At 71.9% G+C, this 17,312-nt stretch carries 1 protein-coding gene and 1 pseudogene; both read right to left on the minus strand.

Annotated features, from left to right (window positions below; genetic code table 11):
- Positions 1 to 16: 16 nt before the first annotated feature.
- Complete coding sequence (locus OG254_RS37845) at positions 17 to 6,577, minus strand: thioester reductase domain-containing protein (protein WP_405591118.1); 6,561 nt, start codon at positions 6,575 to 6,577, stop codon at positions 17 to 19.
- A gap of 57 nt (positions 6,578 to 6,634) precedes the next feature.
- A pseudogene (locus OG254_RS37850) lies at positions 6,635 to 17,266 on the minus strand (SDR family NAD(P)-dependent oxidoreductase); the annotation flags it as partial.
- Positions 17,267 to 17,312 lie beyond the last annotated feature (46 nt).

Consider the following 17,312-nt stretch of genomic DNA (forward strand, 5'->3'; position numbering starts at 1 on the left):
TGTGGGGGTGGGAGGGTCAGGCAGCGGGCCGCGCGTCCTCGTTCACCGGCGGCAGGAAACCTGCCTCCCGGAAGAAGGCGACGTACCGCCTGAACAGCTCCGGCTCCATCTCGGGGCACTCCACTCCCGAGCCCGCCAGGGCCAGTTCGGCCACGCTCGTGTCCACGGGCGGATAGAAAGTGCCCTCGCTCTTCGCCATCATTTCGAACGCTTCCAGCAGCGGAAGCATGACGTTGTCGGGGTCCGACCTCACGAGTGTGCTCCACGCGTCCCACTCGACTTCCTTCAGCGGGTAACCCGTCATCCTCAACTCGGTAATGAAGTCGGCGAACGTCATGTGACTCTGGTTGTAGAGATGGAAGGTGCCCGAGCCGGTCCCGGCCGACGTGGAGAGGGCGACCACGGCGGAGCTGACGTAGTCCACCGGGGTCAGGGGAACCGCGGCGGCCAGCCCCGCCGGGTACGCGCCCGCCTGGATCAGGCCGCGCAGGCTCAGCCAGACGAAGTCACGCATCTGGCAGGCCCCGTGGACCTGGTCGCCGGAGACGACGTCCACGCGGTACACCGACACCGGCAGCCCCCGGTCGCGAGCGATGCCGACGACCTGCTCGGCCACCCACTTGCTGCGCAGATAACCGCTGGGCAGCGCCTCGGCGGGGCCGGTGGGGTCGTCCACGCCCAGCGGACTGTTCTCCGCCCGCTCGGTGGCGAAGACCCCCGTCGTGGACAGGTAGTGGACCGGAACGGTGCGGTGGCGCGCGGCGAGCCGCAGGACCTCCCGCGTGCCGCCCACGTTGGCCGCCTTCAGCGAGCTGAACGGGTGCAGCCAGTGGACCTTCGCGCCGCCGTGATAGACCACGTCGACCCGGCGGGCGAGGTCGTCGAACTCCTCCTCGCTCAGCCCGAACCGCGGCTCGGCGAGGTCCCCGACGACGATCTCCAGGCGGGCCGGGTCCACCTCGTCCCACACGCGGTAGTACTCCAGGTTCTCCCGCAGCCGCTGCAGCCCGTCCGCGGCGTCCCGCGCGCGGACCAGGCAGTGCAGCGTGGCCCGCGTTCCCCGCAGCAGGTCGCGCAGCAGGAACGCGCCGAGGAACCCGGTCGCGCCGGTCAGGAAGACCTCCGCCGGGTCCTCGACCTGCCGCAGCACCTCGGCGGCGGGCCGGATCGCCTCGTCCAGCACGATCTCCGCCTCGTACTCCCGCGCCGGGGCGGCCGCCGCGGTCCCGCCCTCGTCGCCGTCCGGCCCGCCCACCAGGGCGTCCCGCAGGAACTCCGCCAGGCTCCGGGGCGTCGGATGGTCGAAGACCAGCGTGGCGGGCAGCCGCAGACCCAGCTCGGCGGCGAGGCGGTTGCGCAGCTCCACCGACGTCAGCGAGTCGAACCCGAGCCCCGTGAAGGGCTGTTCGCTCCCGAAGGACGACGGGTCGCCGTGCCCGAGGACCGCTGCCGCCCCCTCCAGCACCGCCTCCAGGACGATGTCGAGCTGCGTGGACGTGTCGGCGCCGGCCAGCCGCTGCGCCAGCTCACCGGCGGTGCGACCGGAGTTGTTGGCGACGCGCCGCACCGGCCTGCGCACCAAGGACGCCAGCAGTGCGGGCACCTGCGCCGGACGCTCACGCATCGCGGCGACGTCCAGAGGGGTGACGACCGGCGCGGGGTGCGGCAGCGCCAGGACGCGGTCCAGCAGACGGGGCCCCTGCTCCACCGTGATCGCCCCGAAGCCGGCCCGGGTGATGCGGGCGATGTCCGCCTCGTCGAGGTCACCGGTGATGCCGGACGGCTGGGCCCACAGACCCCAGGCCACCGACGTGGCGGGCAGCCCCTCCGCCGCGCGCAGCGAGGCCAGGCCGTCCAGGAAGGCGTTGGCGGCTGCGTAGTTGCCCTGGCCGGCGCCGCCGATCACACCCGCGATGGACGAGAACAGCACGAACGCGGACAGATTCAGCTTCCTGGTCAGCTCGTGCAGGTACCAGGCCGTGTCCGCCTTGGGCGCGAGGACGGCGTCCAGGCGCTCCGGGGTCAGATCGGTGACCAGGCCGTCGTCGATGACGCCGGCGAGGTGGACGACGCCCGTCAGCGGCAGCCCGGCGGGCACCGCGTCGAGGACGCCGGCCAGCGCGGCGGGGTCCGCGGTGTCGGCGGCGACGATCGTGCTGGCGGCTCCCAGCCCGGCCAGTTCCGCCCGCAGCGCCTCGGCGCCCGGCGCGTCCGGGCCCCGGCGGCTGACCAGCAGCAGGTGCCGTACACCGTGCTCGCGTGCCAGATGACGGGCGAACAGCGCGCCCAGGCTTCCGGTGCCACCGGTGACGAGCACCGTGCCGTCGGGATTCCAGGAGCCGGAGGGAGCGGTGCCGTCCGCGGTCCGCGGGGCGCGCGACACGCCCGGCAGCAGGACCTGGCCGCCGCGGATCGCGGCCTGCGCCGCACCGGAGGCGACCACGCGGGACAGCGGGTCCGTGAGGGCGTGGGCATCGTCGCTGTCCACGTCCACCAGGACCACCCGGCCCGGCGACTCCGACTGCGCCGAGCGCAGCAGACCCCAGGCGGCCGCGCCCACCGGATCGACCGCCGGCTCACCGCCGGTGGCCACCGCGTTCCTGGTCACCACGACCAACGGAACCGTCCCGGCACGGTCTTCGGCCAGCCACCGCTGGACCACGTCGAGCATGGCACGGGTGCGCGCGTGCAGGGCGGCCACGACGTCGCCTCCCGGCACGCCCGGGCCGGGCTCGCGGAACACGACCGCGTCGATCTCACCGCGCTCCGCGAGCGCGGCGGCCTCGGCGACGGTGGTACCGCTGCCGTTCGCACCGAGGAAGGCGAACGCGGGAGCCTCGTCCGGGGCGGGCAGCGCGGCCGTCCGCCAGTCCACGAGGAACAGGTTGTCGGCATCCCGCACCAGGGCGTCGCGCACCAGGCCGGCGTCCAGCGGTCGGGACGTGACCCCTCGCGCGACCGCCACGGCCTGGCCGGCGCGGTCGGCGAGCCGCACGGCGACCGTGTCCTCGCCCGTCGGGACCAGATGGGCGCGCACCGCGGTGGCGCCCGTCGCGAACAGCTGGAAGCCGCTCCACTCGACGGCGAGCGTCCCCTCGTCCCCCGCCGCGTCCGCACCGGTCGCGGCGGCGCGCAGCGCCGAGTTCAGCAGCGCCGGATGCAGGCCGAAGTCCGCGGCCTCACCGTGCAGCGCCTCGTTCAGGACGACATCGGCGAACACCTCGTCACCGAGCCGCCACACGCCGGTGATGCCGCGTGCCGCGTCGCGCTCGCCCAGGGGGACCGCGGTGGCCTCGGCGGGCGGCCAGGTGACCGGACCGAAGGGCGCCCTGGCGAGGCCGGGGGCGAGCCGCCCCGTCGCCCACAGCGTCCACGGCAGGTCGGCGCCCTCGGGCCGGGCGTGCAGCGTGAAGCACCGGGCCTCAGCGGCACCCGGCTCCTCGACGGACAGCTGGAGCACCAGTCGCCCGTCCTGGGGCAGAGCCGGCGGGGTGTGCAGGACCAGCGACTCCACAGCACTCGCGCCCAGTTCGTCCCCGACCCGCACCAGGGCGTCCAACAGCGCCTCCGGCGGCACCGCGGGCGCACCGTGCAGCGGGTGCCGGGCCGGCCACGGGTGGCTGCGCGCCGAGACCCGGCCGGTGAGCAGCACGCCCGCACCGTCCGCGCGTTCCACCCTGGCCCCGAAGACGGGGTGACCGCCGAGTTCCAGGCCGAGACCGGCGGCGTCCGAGGCACCGGCAGCGGACTTGATCCAGTAGTACTGGTGCTGGAAGGCGTAGGTCGGCAGCGGAGGGATGGCGGCCCGGCGGGTGCCGGTACCTGTGTCGGTGCCGGCGCCGGCACCGGTTCCGGTGTCGGCGAAGAGCCGCGCCCAGTCCACGCGCACGCCATGGGCGTGCAGGGCGCCGACGGCCCGGACGACGGTGTCCGCCTCGTCGTGGTCCCGCCGCAGCGGGGTGGCCGTGACGACCTCGTCGAGGGTGTTACGCGCCAGCGTGGTCAGGACGCTGTCGGGGCCGATCTCGACGTAGGTGGTGGTCCCGGAGCCGTGAAGCGTGGTGACCGCGTCGGTGAAGCGGACGGCGCCGCGGATCTGCTGGGTCCAGTAGTGGGGTGAGGTGAGCTGCTCGGTGGTGGCGGGTTCGCCGGTGAGGGTGGAGACGAGGGGGATGCGGGGCGGGTGGTAGGTGACGGTGGCCGCGATCTCCTGGAAGGCGTCGAGAACGCCGTCCATGTGCGGGGAGTGGAACGCGTGCGAGACGGTCAGGCGGGTTGCCCTGCGCCCCCGCTCACGCCACAGGGCGATCTGGCGCTCGACGGTGTCGGCGTCGCCCGAGATGACGGTGGACGTCGGTGAGTTCAGGGCGGCGACGGCGATCGCGCCGTCCTCGGCGGCGATGGCTTTGGCGACCTCCTCCTCGTCGGCTTGCACGGCGGCCATGGCGCCGCCGGGGGGTGCGGACTGCATGAGGCGTGCGCGGGCTGCGACGAGCTTCGCTGCGTCTTCGAGGGAGAAGACGCCGGCGATGTGGGCGGCGGCCAGCTCACCGATGGAGTGGCCGGCGACGTAGTCGGGGGTGATGCCCCAGGTCTGCAGGAGGTGCGAGAGGGCCACCTCGACTGCGAAGAGGGCGGGTTGGGTGTATTGGGTGTCGTCGAGGTGGGTTCCGTGGCGGATGACGTCGTGGAGGGGGTGGGGGAGGTGTGGGTCGAGAGCCGCGGTGACTTGGTCGAAGGCTTCGGCGTAGGCGGGGAAGGTGTCGTAGAGGGTCTGGCCCATGCCGATGCGCTGGGCGCCCTGCCCGGTGAACAGGAAGGCCGTGGTCGGGGCGGCGTGGGTGGTGGTGGGCCGGGTGGTGCCTGCGGCCAGGGCACCGAGGGCGTCCGTGAGTTCGGCGCGGTCGGTCCCGGTGACCACGGCCCGGTGGTCGAAGGCGACACGTTCGGTGGCGAGGGCATGGCCGATGTCCGTGACGGGCACCTCGGGGTGCTGTTCGAGGTAGGTGAGTAGTCGGTTGGCCTGGTCGCGGACGGCCTGCTCGGTCTTGCCGGACAGGACCCACGGCACGACGGAGACGGAAGCGGGTGCCCCGGAACCGTTCTCCCCGAGGTTCCCCTCTGCGACCGGTGGTTCCTCGATGACGACATGGGCGTTGGTGCCGCTCACACCGAACGCGGAGACGCCCGCCCGGCGTGGCCGCCCCTCGGCCTCCGGCCACTCCCGGGCCTTGGTCAGCAGTTCCACCGCGCCCGCGTCCCAGTCGATGTGACTGGACGGCTTGTCGGCGTGGAGGGTCTTGGGCAGGACGCCGTGGTGCATGGCCTCGATCATCTTGATGATGCCGCCGACACCCGCGGCCGCGACCGAGTGACCGATGTTCGACTTGAGCGAGCCGAGATACAACGGCCGCCCCTCCGCACGCCCCTGACCGTACGTCGCCAGCAGCGCATGCGCCTCGATCGGATCACCCAGGCGCGTACCGGTGCCGTGCGCCTCGACTGCGTCCACGTCGTTGACGGTGAGCCCGGCGTCCGCCAGGGCGGCACGGATCACTCGTTCCTGGGAGGGTCCGTTGGGGGCGGTGAGTCCGTTGCTGGCGCCGTCTTGGTTGACGGCGGTGCCCCGGACGAGCGCGAGCACACGATGGCCGTTCCTCACGGCGTCCGACAGCCGCTCCACCACCAGCAGTCCGACGCCCTCGGACCAGCCGGTGCCGTCCGCGTCGTCGGAGAACGACTTGCAGCGGCCGTCCGCCGACAGACCGCGCTGCCGGGAGAAGTCCACGAAGCCGTTCGGCGAGCCGGAGACCGTGACGCCGCCCGCGAGGGCCAGCGTGGACTCGCCGGAGCGCAGCGACCGCACCGCCATGTGCAGGGCCACCAGGGAGGAGGAGCAGGCCGTGTCCATGGAGACGGCCGGACCCTCGAAACCGAAGGTGTACGCGATCCGGCCCGACGCCACGCTGGAGAGCTTGCTCGTCATGAGATAGCCCTCCAGTTCCTCGGGGCCCTCACGGTCGAGATAGCTCTGTTCCACGAGCCCGGCGAACACGCCGGTGCGGCTGCCCCGGAGAGTGGCCGGGTCGAGACCGGCGTTCTCCAGCGCCTCCCACGCCACTTCGAGGAGCACCCGCTGCTGCGGGTCCATCCCCAGGGCCTCACGCGGCGAGATGCCGAAGAACGCCGCGTCGAACTGGGTCGCGCCCTCCAGGAACCCGCCTTCGCGGGTGTAGGACTTGCCCGCCTTTCCGGGCTCCGGGTCGTAGAGGTCCTCGACGTCCCAGCCGCGGTCGGTGGGCCACGGGGTGATGCCGTCCACCTCGTCGCGCACGAGCCGCCACAGATCGCCGGGCGAGGACACTCCGCCCGGGTAGCGGCAGGCCATGCCGACGATCGCGATGGGCTCGTTCCGGCTGTTCTCCAGTTCGGTGATCCGCTGTCTGGCCTTGTGCAGATCAGCCGTCACCCACTTCAGGTAGTCGACCAGCTTCTGCTCGCTGGTCTGCCCGGTGGCGTCAATTCCCTTGGCGGCGTCGGAGTCACGCTGGGCTCGGTCGCCGGACGCTATAGCCATGCTGGTTCGTCTCTCCTCAGTCCGGGCGGGGGCCCGCACCCGGGCCCCCGCCGAAGGTCAGTTCGCGGAACGGCCGAGCTGGTTGTCGATGAAGGCGAAGAGGTCGTCCGCCGAGGCCGATCCGATCGCGTCGGCGATGTCCGCCGCCCCGTCGTCCCCGGGCTCCTCTTCCGTGAGCCGCGCCAGCAGCGCCTGAAGCCGGGAGGCCACCGCGGAACGCGCCTCCTCGTCACGCCGGTCGCCGGATCCGAGCAGCGTCGCCTCCAGGCGCTCCAGCGCGTCGAGCGCCGACGCGTTCCCCGGCCCGTCGCCCAGGTCCATCCGGCCCAGCAGGTGAAGGCCGAGTTCCTTGGGGCTCGGGTGGTCGAAGACCAGCGTGGACGGCAGCCGCAGACCGGTCCTGGCCATCAGCCGGTTCCGCAGATCGACCGCGGTCAACGAGTCGAAGCCGAGGTCCTGGAAGGCCCGTTCGGCGCCGACCTCATGGGCTCCCGCATGGCCGAGCACCGCCGCGATCTCCTCGCGGACCAGGTCCAGCACGAGCTGCTCACGCTCCTCGCCGGACAGCGCCGCGAGTCGCGTCCCGAGCGTCTGCGCGCCGTCGGCCGCGCCCGCCTCGGCCACGTTCGCGGCCCCCGGGCGGCCCGGCACCCGGACCAGGTCCCGGAACAGCTCCGGCACCTGACCGCCCGCCCGCATGGCGGCCACGTCGAGCGGCACCGCCACCAGCCTCGGCCGCCCGCCGGCGAGCGCCGCGTCCAGCAGCGCCAGGCCGTCCCGCGCGGCGAGGAAGCGGAACCCTTCCTTGAGGTAGCGCTTGCGACTCGCGTCGGCGAGACCGGCGTTGACACCCCCGCCGATGTCGTCGGCGTCCCACAGCCCCCAGCCGATCGCGGTGGCCGGGAGGCCGAGCGCGCCGCGCAGCTCGGCCAGCGCGTCGACGAACGCGTCGGCCGCCGCGTGGTTGGCCTGACCCGGCCCGCCCATCACACCGGCGGTCGACGAGAACAGCACGAACGCCGACAGCGGAAGGTCCTTCGTCAGTTCGTGCAGATGCCAGGCCGCGTCCGCCTTCGACGCGAGGACCGCGTCCAGGCTCCGCGGGGTCAGATCGGCGATCAGCGCGTTGTCGAGTACGCCCGCCGCGTGCACGACCGCGGTCAGCGGGTGCCCGGCCGGCACGGACTCCAAGGCCGCGGCGAGCGCCGCCCGGTCCCCGGCGTCCGCGGCCACCACGGTGGCCGTGGCACCCGCCTCCGCGAGTTCCGCGACCAGATCCCCGGCGCCGGGCGCCGCGGGTCCCCGGCGGCTGAGCAGCAGCAGATGCCGCACGCCGTGCTCGGCCACCAGATGACGGGCCACCAGCGCGCCCAGCGCGCCCGTGCCGCCGGTGATCAGAACGGTGCCCGAGGCATCCCAGCCCGTGCCCGCGGACCCGGCGGCCCCGGAGGTCTCGGAGGACTCGCGCCGCAGGCGCGGCAGGCGGATCCCGCCCCCGTACACGGCGGCCTGCGACTCACCGGCCGCGATCACCGCCGAGAACAGCGCGTCGAGCCGACCCGGGTCGCGCTCGCCACCCGTCCCGCGCTCGCCGTCGAACTCGTCGAGCACGTCGAGTGCGTCGGGTACGTCGAACAGGAAGATCCGGCCCGGAGCCTCGGCCTGCGCCGACCGCAGCAGCCCCCGCACGGCCGCGCCCACCGCTCCGGAGCCCTCTGGTCCGGAGCCCTCCGGTCCGGCGGCCTCCGTGCCGTGGGTGACCACCGCCAGGGGGACCGCCGCGAGCCGCTCGTCGGCCAGGTACTCCTGGACCAGGGCGAGCACTTCGCCGGTGCGCGTGTGCAGCGCGTCGAGCACGTCCGCGTCCGCTCCGGCACGGACCCACACGCGCAGCGCGTCCACGGGAGCGCCCGCCGCGATGGCTTCCGCCGCCTCGGCGAGGACCGCGTAACCGGTTCCCGTGGCCTCTCCCGCGCCCAGGTCGGCCCAGCGCAACGGCTCCTCGGCCGGTGACAGGCCGACGGCGCCCCACTCCTCGCGGTACAGCGGCAGCGCCGCCGCACCGCCCGCGGCGAACCGCTCGGCCGGTACGTCGTCGAAGGCCACCCTGCCGATCGTGAGGACCGGCGCGCCCACGGCGTCCGTGAGCCGGACAGCGACGGCCCGCTCGCCGAGCGGCTGCCACTGGACGCGCACGCTCGTGGCGCCGCTCGCGTGCAGCCGCACGTCCTGCCATGCGGCCGGGACGGCGACCGTACCCGCGCCGGCCGGAGCGACCGCACCGGCGAGCTCGACCGCACGGAGCGCCGCCTCCAGCAGCGCCGGGTGCAGCCCGTAGCGCACGGCCTCCGGCAGCAACTCCTCGGCGAGCTCCACCTCCGAGCCGCCGCCGTCGCTGTCGGCAGGGGGCGCGTGCGGTGCGGTGTCGGTGGCCAAGACGCCGTCCGCGTACGTCGTCCAGGGCGCGTCGGCCTCGGCGGGACGCGCGTACAACGTGAAGGCGTGCGTTCCCGGTTCACCGGCGTCGGCGCCGGCGAACACGAGCTGGATCTCGGTGGAAACGGTCCGGGCCAGCACGAGCGGGGCATGGACCGTGAACGCCGTCAGCGCGTTGGCGCCCAGCTCGTCACCGGCGCGCACGACCAGGTCCACGAGCGCGGCGGCAGGCAGCACCGGGGCGTCCAGGACGCCGTACGCCTCCAGCCACGGATGCGCCTGCGCGGAGACCCGCCCACTGAACAACACCCCTTCGCCGCCCGCGAGTTCGACCTTCGAGTCAAGCAGCGGATGACCGAGCTGGTCCCGTCCGCCCGGGGCCCTACCGGAGACCTTCCGCTCCAGCCAGTAGCGCTGGTGTTGGAAGGCGTAGGTGGGGAGGGTGATGGGGGTGGTGGGTTGGGGGCCGAGGTAGGCGGTCCAGTTGACGTTGGTTCCGGTGGTGTGGGCGTGGGCGATGCCGGTGATGAGGGTTTCGGTCTCGTTGTGGTCCCGGCGCAGGAGTGCGGTGGCGGTGGTGTGGTTGAGGGTTTGTCGGGTGAGGGCGGTGAGTGTGGCGTCGGGGCCGATCTCGATGAGGACGCCGGCGCCCTGCTCTGTGAGTCGTTGGAGGGCGTCGGTGAAGCGGATGGTGCCGCGGATCTGTTGGGTCCAGTAGTGGGGTGAGGTGAGTTGTTCGGTGGTGGCGGGTTGGCCGGTGAGGGTGGAGATGAGGGGGATGTGGGGTGGGTGGTAGGTGAGGGTGGCGGCGGTCTCCTGGAAGGTGTTGAGGATGCCGTTCATGTGGGGGGAGTGGAAGGCGTGGGAGACGGTGAGGCGGTGGGTGCGGCGGCCTGCCGTCTTCCACTGCTGGGCGATCTCTTCGACTTGGTCGGTGTCGCCGGAGATGACGACTGAGGTGGTGGCGTTGATGGCGGCGATGGACACGGTTGTTTCGTGTCCGGTGAGGGAGGCGGTGATCTCGTCCTCGGTGCCTTCGATGGCGATCATGGCGCCGCCGGGGGGTGCGGACTGCATGAGGCGTGCGCGGGCTGCGACGAGCTTCGCTGCGTCTTCGAGGGAGAAGACGCCGGCGATGTGGGCGGCGGTGAGTTCGCCGATGGAGTGGCCGGCGACGTAGTCGGGGGTGATGCCCCAGGTCTGGAGGAGGTGGGTGAGGGCTACTTCGACGGCGAAGAGGGCGGGTTGGGTGTATTGGGTGTCGTCGAGGTGGGTTCCGTGGCGGATGACGTCGTGGAGGGGGTGGGGGAGGTATGGGTCGAGTGCGGCGGTGACTTGGTCGAAGGCCTTGGCGTAGGCGGGGAAGGTGTCGTAGAGGGTCTGGCCCATGCCGATGCGCTGGGCGCCCTGCCCGGTGAACAGGAACGCGGTACGGCGTCCTGTCGCCGCCTCGCCGGTGACGACATTGGCTGCCTTGGTTCCCTCGGCGAGGGCGGTCAGGCCGAGGAGTAGGTCGTCGGTGCTGGTGCCGGTGACGACGGCTCGGTGGTCGAAGGCGGCGCGTTCGGTGGCGAGGGCGTGGCCGATGTCGGTGAGGGGGCGGTCGGGGTGCTGTTCGACGTAGGTCAGCAGTCGGTTGGCCTGGTCGCGGACGGCTTGCTCGGTCCTGCCGGACAGGATCCACGGCACGACGGGGACGGAAGGGGACGCCCCGGAACCGTTCTCCCCGAGGTTCCCCTCTGCGACCGGTGGTTCCTCGATCACGACGTGGGCGTTGGTGCCGCTGATGCCGAAGGACGAGACGCCCGCGCGGCGTGGCCGTCCTTCGTTCTCGGGCCAGTCGCGGGCCTCGGTGAGTAGTTCCACCGCGCCGGCGTCCCAGTCGATGTGGCTGGAGGGCTTGTCGGCGTGGAGGGTCTTGGGCAGGACGCCGTGGTGCATGGCCTCGATCATCTTGATGACGCCGCCGACACCGGCCGCGGCTTGTGTGTGGCCGATGTTGGACTTGAGGGAGCCGAGGTGGAGGGGGGTGTCGGTAGGGCGGTCCTGGCCGTAGGTGGCGAGGAGTGCCTGGGCTTCGATGGGGTCGCCGAGGCGCGTGCCGGTGCCGTGCGCCTCGACTGCGTCGATGTCGTTGGCGGTGAGCCCGGCGTTGGCGAGGGCTTGGCGGATCACTCGTTCCTGGGAGGGGCCGTTGGGGGCGGTGAGTCCGTTGCTGGCGCCGTCTTGGTTGACGGCGGTGCCGCGGACGACGGCGAGGACGCGGTGGCCGTTCTTGCGGGCGTCCGAGAGCCGTTCGACGAGGAGCAGTCCGACGCCTTCGGACCAGCCGGTGCCGTCCGCGTCGTCGGAGAACGACCTGCAACGGCCGTCCACCGACAGACCGCGCTGACGGGAGAACTCCACGAAGGTGGTTGGTGTGGCCATGACGGTGACGCCGCCGGCGAGGGCGAGATCGCACTCGCCGTTGCGCAGGGCGCCCGCGGCCATGTGGAGCGCGACCAGTGACGAGGAGCAGGCCGTGTCGACCGTGACGGCGGGACCCTCGAACCCGAAGGTGTACGACATACGGCCCGATGCCACACTGCCTGCGCTGCCGGCGGCGAGATAGCCCTCCAGATCCTCCGGGACGGACCCGGTGGTGGTGGCGTAGTCGTGGTACATCACCCCGGCGAAGACACCGGTACGGCTGCCCCGCAGGGTGGCCGGGACGACACCGGCGCTCTCCATCGCCTCCCATGCGGTTTCCAGCAGGAGGCGCTGCTGTGGGTCGGTGGCGGTGGCTTCGCGTGGGGACATGCCGAAGAACTCGGGGTCGAAGAGGTCGGCTTCGTGGAGGAAGCCGCCGTGGCGGGTGTAGGAGGTGCCGGTGTGGTCGGGGTCCGGGTCGTAGAGGTTCTCCAGGTCCCAGCCTCGGTTGGAGGGGAACTGGCTGATGGCGTCGGTGCCGTTGGCGACGAGCTGCCACAGGTCCGCGGGGGAGGAGACCCCGCCGGGATAGCGGCACGCCATGCCCACGATCGCGATCGGCTCCAGGGACGCGGAGTCCGCCGTCACGACAGCCGCGGTCGCCGCCCCCTCCTCGCCGAACAGCTCGGCGTCCAGATGGGCGGCGAGGGCGGTGGGGTTGGGGTGGTCGAAGACGAGGGTGGTGGGGAGTCGTAGGCCGGTGGTGTTGTTGAGCTGGTTGCGGAGTTCGACGGCGGTGAGGGAGTCGAATCCGAGGTCTTGGAAGGCGCGTTCGGCGCCGATGGTGGTGGGGTCGGAATGGCCGAGGACCGTGGCGACCTGGGCGCGGACGAGATCGATCAGCGCCTGCGCCCGCCGGTCCTGGGACAGGCCCTCAAGCTGCCGCACCGGCGACGAGGCCGTGCCTCCCCGCGCGCCGCTCGCACGCCGCCGCCCCTCCGGCACGAGCCCTCGCAGCAGCGGGGAGAGCGTTTCGCGCTGGTTCCGCAGGGTTGTGGGGTTGAGGTGGGTGGCGGCGAGGAGGGGGGTGGTGGTGTGGGTGGCGGTGTCGAAGAGGGTGAGGGCTTGGGGGGTGGTGAGGGGGAGGAGGCCGAGGCGTTTGATGCGGTGGAGGTCGGTGTCGTGGAGTTCGCTGCTGATGGTGCTGGTTTGTTGCCAGAGGCCCCAGGCGAGGGAGGTGGCGGGGAGGTTGTGTGCGGTGCGGTGGTGGGCGAGGGCGTCGAGGTAGGTGTTGGCGGCGGCGTAGTTGGCTTGGCCGGCGTTGCCGATGAGTCCGGCGATGGAGGAGTAGAGGACGAAGGCGGTGAGGGGGAGGTGTTGGGTGAGTTCGTGGAGGTGGTGGGCGGCGTCGATTTTGGGTTTGAGGACGGTGTCGAGTTGTTGGGGGGTGAGGTCGGTGGTGATGGTGTCGTCGAGGACGCCGGCGGTGTGGATGACGGCGGTGAGGGGGTGTTCGGTGGGGATGGTGTCGAGGAGGTGGGCGAGGGCTTTTTTGTTGGTGACGTCGCAGGCGGCGATGGTGATGTTGGCGCCGAGTTGGGTGAGTTCGGTGGTGAGTTGGGTGGCGCCGGGTGCTTGGGTGCCGCTGCGTGAGATGAGGAGGAGGTGTTTGGCGTTGTGGTGGGTGACGAGGTGGCGGGCGAGGAGGGTGCCGAGGGTGCCGGTGGCGCCGGTGATGAGGGTGGTGCCTTGGTCCCAGCGGGGCTGAGCAGTCTCCGTGGTGGGGGTGTGGGGGGTGAGGTGGGGGGTGTGGAGTGTGTTGTTGCGGAGGGCGAGTTGGGGTTCGCGGGTGGCGAGGAGGGTGGCGGGGTCGACGACTGTGTCGTTGGGGGTGTCGGTGAGGATGATGCGGCCGGGGTTTTCGGTTTGGGCGGTGCGGATGAGTCCGGTGACGGGGGCGGCGGAGAGGTCGGTGATGTCTTCGTTGCCGACGGCTATGGCGCCGTGGGTGACGACGATCAGGGTGGTGTCCTGTTTCGAGTCGTCGGTGAGGAATTCCTGGACGGCGTGGAGGGTGTCGCGGGTGACTTCGCGTGGGGTGCGGTCGCCGGAGACGATGTCCAGGACCTCGCTCGCACCGCCGGCAGGTGCATCCGGTGCGGGTGTGGGTGTGGGTATGGGTTTCCACTGGACGGCGTAGAGGCCGTCGGTGGTGGTTGTGGCGGCGTGCAGGGCGTCCTTCGACAGCGGACGCAGTGAGAGGGACTCGACGGTCGCGACCGGTGCACCCGACGCATCCGCCACCGTTATCCCGACCGTGTCCGGGGTGTCGAGGGAGAAGCGCACGCGGACCGTGTCCGCGCCCACCGCATGGACGGTGACACCTTCCCAGCCGAAGGGCACGAGGGCCTGGCGGTCCGGGGCCACGACTCCGGGCAGCAGGGTGTGCAGGGCGGCGTCGAGCAGGGCGGGGTGGAGGAGATAGCGTCCGGCGTCGGCGTTCGGGCCGTCGGGCAGGACGACCTCGGCGAACATGTCACCGTCGTCGCCGTGCCAGGCCCGCTTCAGGCCGCGGAATGCCGGTCCGTAGGCGTAGCCGAGCTTGTCCAGGCGCTCGTAGGCCCCGTCCAGGGACACTTCCTGCGCACCGGCCGGAGGCCACACGGTCAGCGATTCACCATCGACCGCCTCGGCCGGGGCCAGGGTGCCCCGCGCGTTCAGCGTCCACGCTCCCTCACCGCCCTGCAGGGCCTGCTCGGGCCGGGAGTAGACCTCGACCGTGCGACGGCCGCCGTCCTCCGGCTCCGCGACGACCACCTGAAGCTGCACACCACCACGCTCCGGCAGCACCAGCGGAGCGGACAGGGTCAGGTTCTCGACGCGCCCTGCGCCGACCTGCTCGCCCGCACGAGCGACGAACTCGATGAACGCGGTCCCGGGCAGCAGTGTGCCGCCGAGCACCACGTGATCGGCGAGCCAGGAATGGGCCTGCAGTGAGACACGGCTGGTGAACAGTTGCTCTCCGCCGCTGGCCACGCTCAACGAAGCGCCCAGGATGGGGTGTTCGACCGGCAGCAGGCCAAGTCCCGCCGCGTCGGCGGGGGCGTCGACGGCGTCGAGCCAGTAGCGCTGGTGTTGGAAGGCGTAGGTGGGGAGGGTGATGGGGGTGGTGGGTTGGGGGCCGAGGTAGGCGGTCCAGTTGACGTTGGTTCCGGTGGTGTGGGCGTGGGCGATGCCGGTGATGAGGGTTTCGGTCTCGTTGTGGTCCCGGCGCAGGAGTGCGGTGGCGGTGGTGTGGTTGAGGGTTTGTCGGGTGAGGGCGGTGAGTGTGGCGTCGGGGCCGATTTCGATGAGGACGCCGGCGCCTTGGTCTGTGAGTCGTTGGAGGGTGTCGGTGAAGCGGACGGTGCCGCGGATCTGTTGGGTCCAGTAGTGGGGTGAGGTGAGTTGTTCGGTGGTGGCGGGTTGGCCGGTGAGGGTGGAGATGAGGGGGATGTGGGGTGGGTGGTAGGTGAGGGTGGCGGCGGTCTCCTGGAAGGTGTTGAGGATGCTGTCCATGTGGGGGGAGTGGAAGGCGTGGGAGACGGTGAGGCGGGTTGCCCTGCGCCCGCGCTCACGCCACAGGGCGATCTGGCGCTCGACGGTGTCGGTGTCGCCCGAGATGACGGTGGATGTCGGTGAGTTCAGGGCGGCGATGGCGATTGCGCCGTCCTCGGCGGCGATGGCTTTGGCGACCTCCTCCTCGTCGGCTTGCACGGCGGCCATGGCGCCGCCGGGGGGTGCGGACTGCATGAGGCGTGCGCGGGCTGCGACGAGTTTGGCTGCGTCGTCGAGGGAGAAGACGCCGGCGATGTGGGCGGCGGCCAGCTCACCGATCGAGTGGCCGGCGACGTAGTCGGGGGTGATGCCCCAGGTTTGCAGCAGGCGGGAGAGGGCCACCTCGACCGCGAACAGGGCGGGTTGGGTGTACTGGGTCTGGTCGATCAGTGCGGCGTCGGCTGCTGTTTCCTGGGCGAACAGGATGTCGCGCAGGGGCACGTCGAGCAGTCCGTCGAAGGCCGTGAAGACCTCGTCGAGGGCGTCGGCGAACACGGGGTGGGATGCGTACAGTTCGCGGCCCATGCCGATGCGCTGGGCGCCCTGGCCGGTGAACAGGAAGGCGGTACGGCGTCCTGTCGCCGCCTCGCCGGTGATCACGTTCGCCGAGTCGGTCCCCTCGGCGAGGGCGTTGAGTCCGAGGAGTAGGTCGTCGGTGCTGGTGCCGGTGACGACGGCGCGGTGGTCGAAGGCGGCGCGTTCGGTGGCGAGGGCGTGGCCGATGTCGGTGGCGGGCACCTCGGGGTGCTGTTCGACGTAGGTCAGTAGTCGGTTGGCCTGGTCGCGGACGGCCTGCTCGGTCTTGCCGGACAGGACCCACGGCACGACGGGGACGGAAGCTGCCCCGGAACCGTTCTCCCCGAGGTTCCCCTCTGCGACCGGTGGTTCCTCGATCAGGACGTGGGCGTTGGTCCCCCCGAAACCGAAGGACGAGACGCCCGCCCGGCGTGGCCGTCCCTCGGTCTCGGGCCACTCCCGGGCCTCGGTCAGCAGTTCCACCGCGCCCGCGTCCCAGTCGATGTGGCTCGACGGGTTGTCGGCGTGGAGGGTCTTGGGCAGGACGCCGTGACGCATGGCCTCGATCATCTTGATGACGCCGCCGACCCCCGCGGCCGCCTGCGCGTGACCGATGTTGGACTTGAGGGAGCCGAGGTAGATCGGGGCACCATCGGGACGGTCCTGGCCGTAGGTGGCGAGGAGTGCCTGTGCCTCGATGGGGTCGCCGAGGCGCGTACCGGTGCCGTGCGCCTCGACTGCGTCCACGTCGTTGACGGTGAGCCCGGCGTCCGCCAGGGCGGCACGGATCACTCGTTCCTGGGAGGGTCCGTTCGGGGCGGTGAGTCCGTTGCTGGCGCCGTCTTGGTTGACGGCGGTGCCCCGGACGAGCGCGAGCACACGGTGGCCGTTCCTTACGGCGTCCGACAGCCGCTCCACCACCAGCAGTCCGACGCCCTCCGACCAGCCGGTGCCGTCCGCGTCGTCGGAGAACGACCTGCAGCGACCGTCCACCGACAGACCGCGCAGCCGGGAGAACTCGATGAACGCCGTCGGCGTCGACATGACCGCCGCACCGCCGGCGAGGGCGAGATCGCACTCGCCGTTGCGCAGGGCGCTCGCGGCCATGTGCATCGCGACCAGCGAGGACGAGCAGGCCGTGTCGACCGTGACGGCCGGGCCCTCGAACCCGAAGGTGTACGACATGCGGCCCGACGCCACACTGCCCGCGCTACCGCTGAACAGATAGCCCTCGTTGCCGTCGGCGGGCAGGTCGGGACGAGAGCCGTAGTCGTTGTACATCACGCCGGTGAAGACACCGGTGCGGCTGCCGCGCAGCGTGGCCGGGACGACACCGGCGCTCTCCAATGCCTCCCACGCGGTCTCCAGCAGCAGGCGCTGCTGCGGGTCGATCGCGGTGGCCTCCCGCGGCGACATGCCGAAGAACTCGGGGTCGAACAGGTCGGCCTCGTGCAGGAATCCGCCCTCACGGGTGTACGAGGTCCCCGTGTGGTCCGGGTCGGAGTCGTACAGGTTCTCCAGGTCCCAGCCCCGGTTGGACGGGAACTGGCTGATGGCGTCCGTGCCGCTCGCCACGAGCTGCCACAGGTCCTCCGGAGACGACACCCCGCCCGGATAGCGGCACGCCATGCCCACGATCGCGATCGGCTCCTGCGCCTTGTCCTCCACCTCACGCAAACGCCTGCGCGCATCGCGTGCGTCGGCGATCGCCTTCTTGAGGTAGTCACGGAGTTCCTGCTCGTTCGCCACTGCTGTCAGCTCCCCGAAATGATGTGGC

This window comes from Streptomyces sp. NBC_01092, from assembly GCF_045039535.1.
GTDB lineage: Bacteria > Actinomycetota > Actinomycetes > Streptomycetales > Streptomycetaceae > Streptomyces.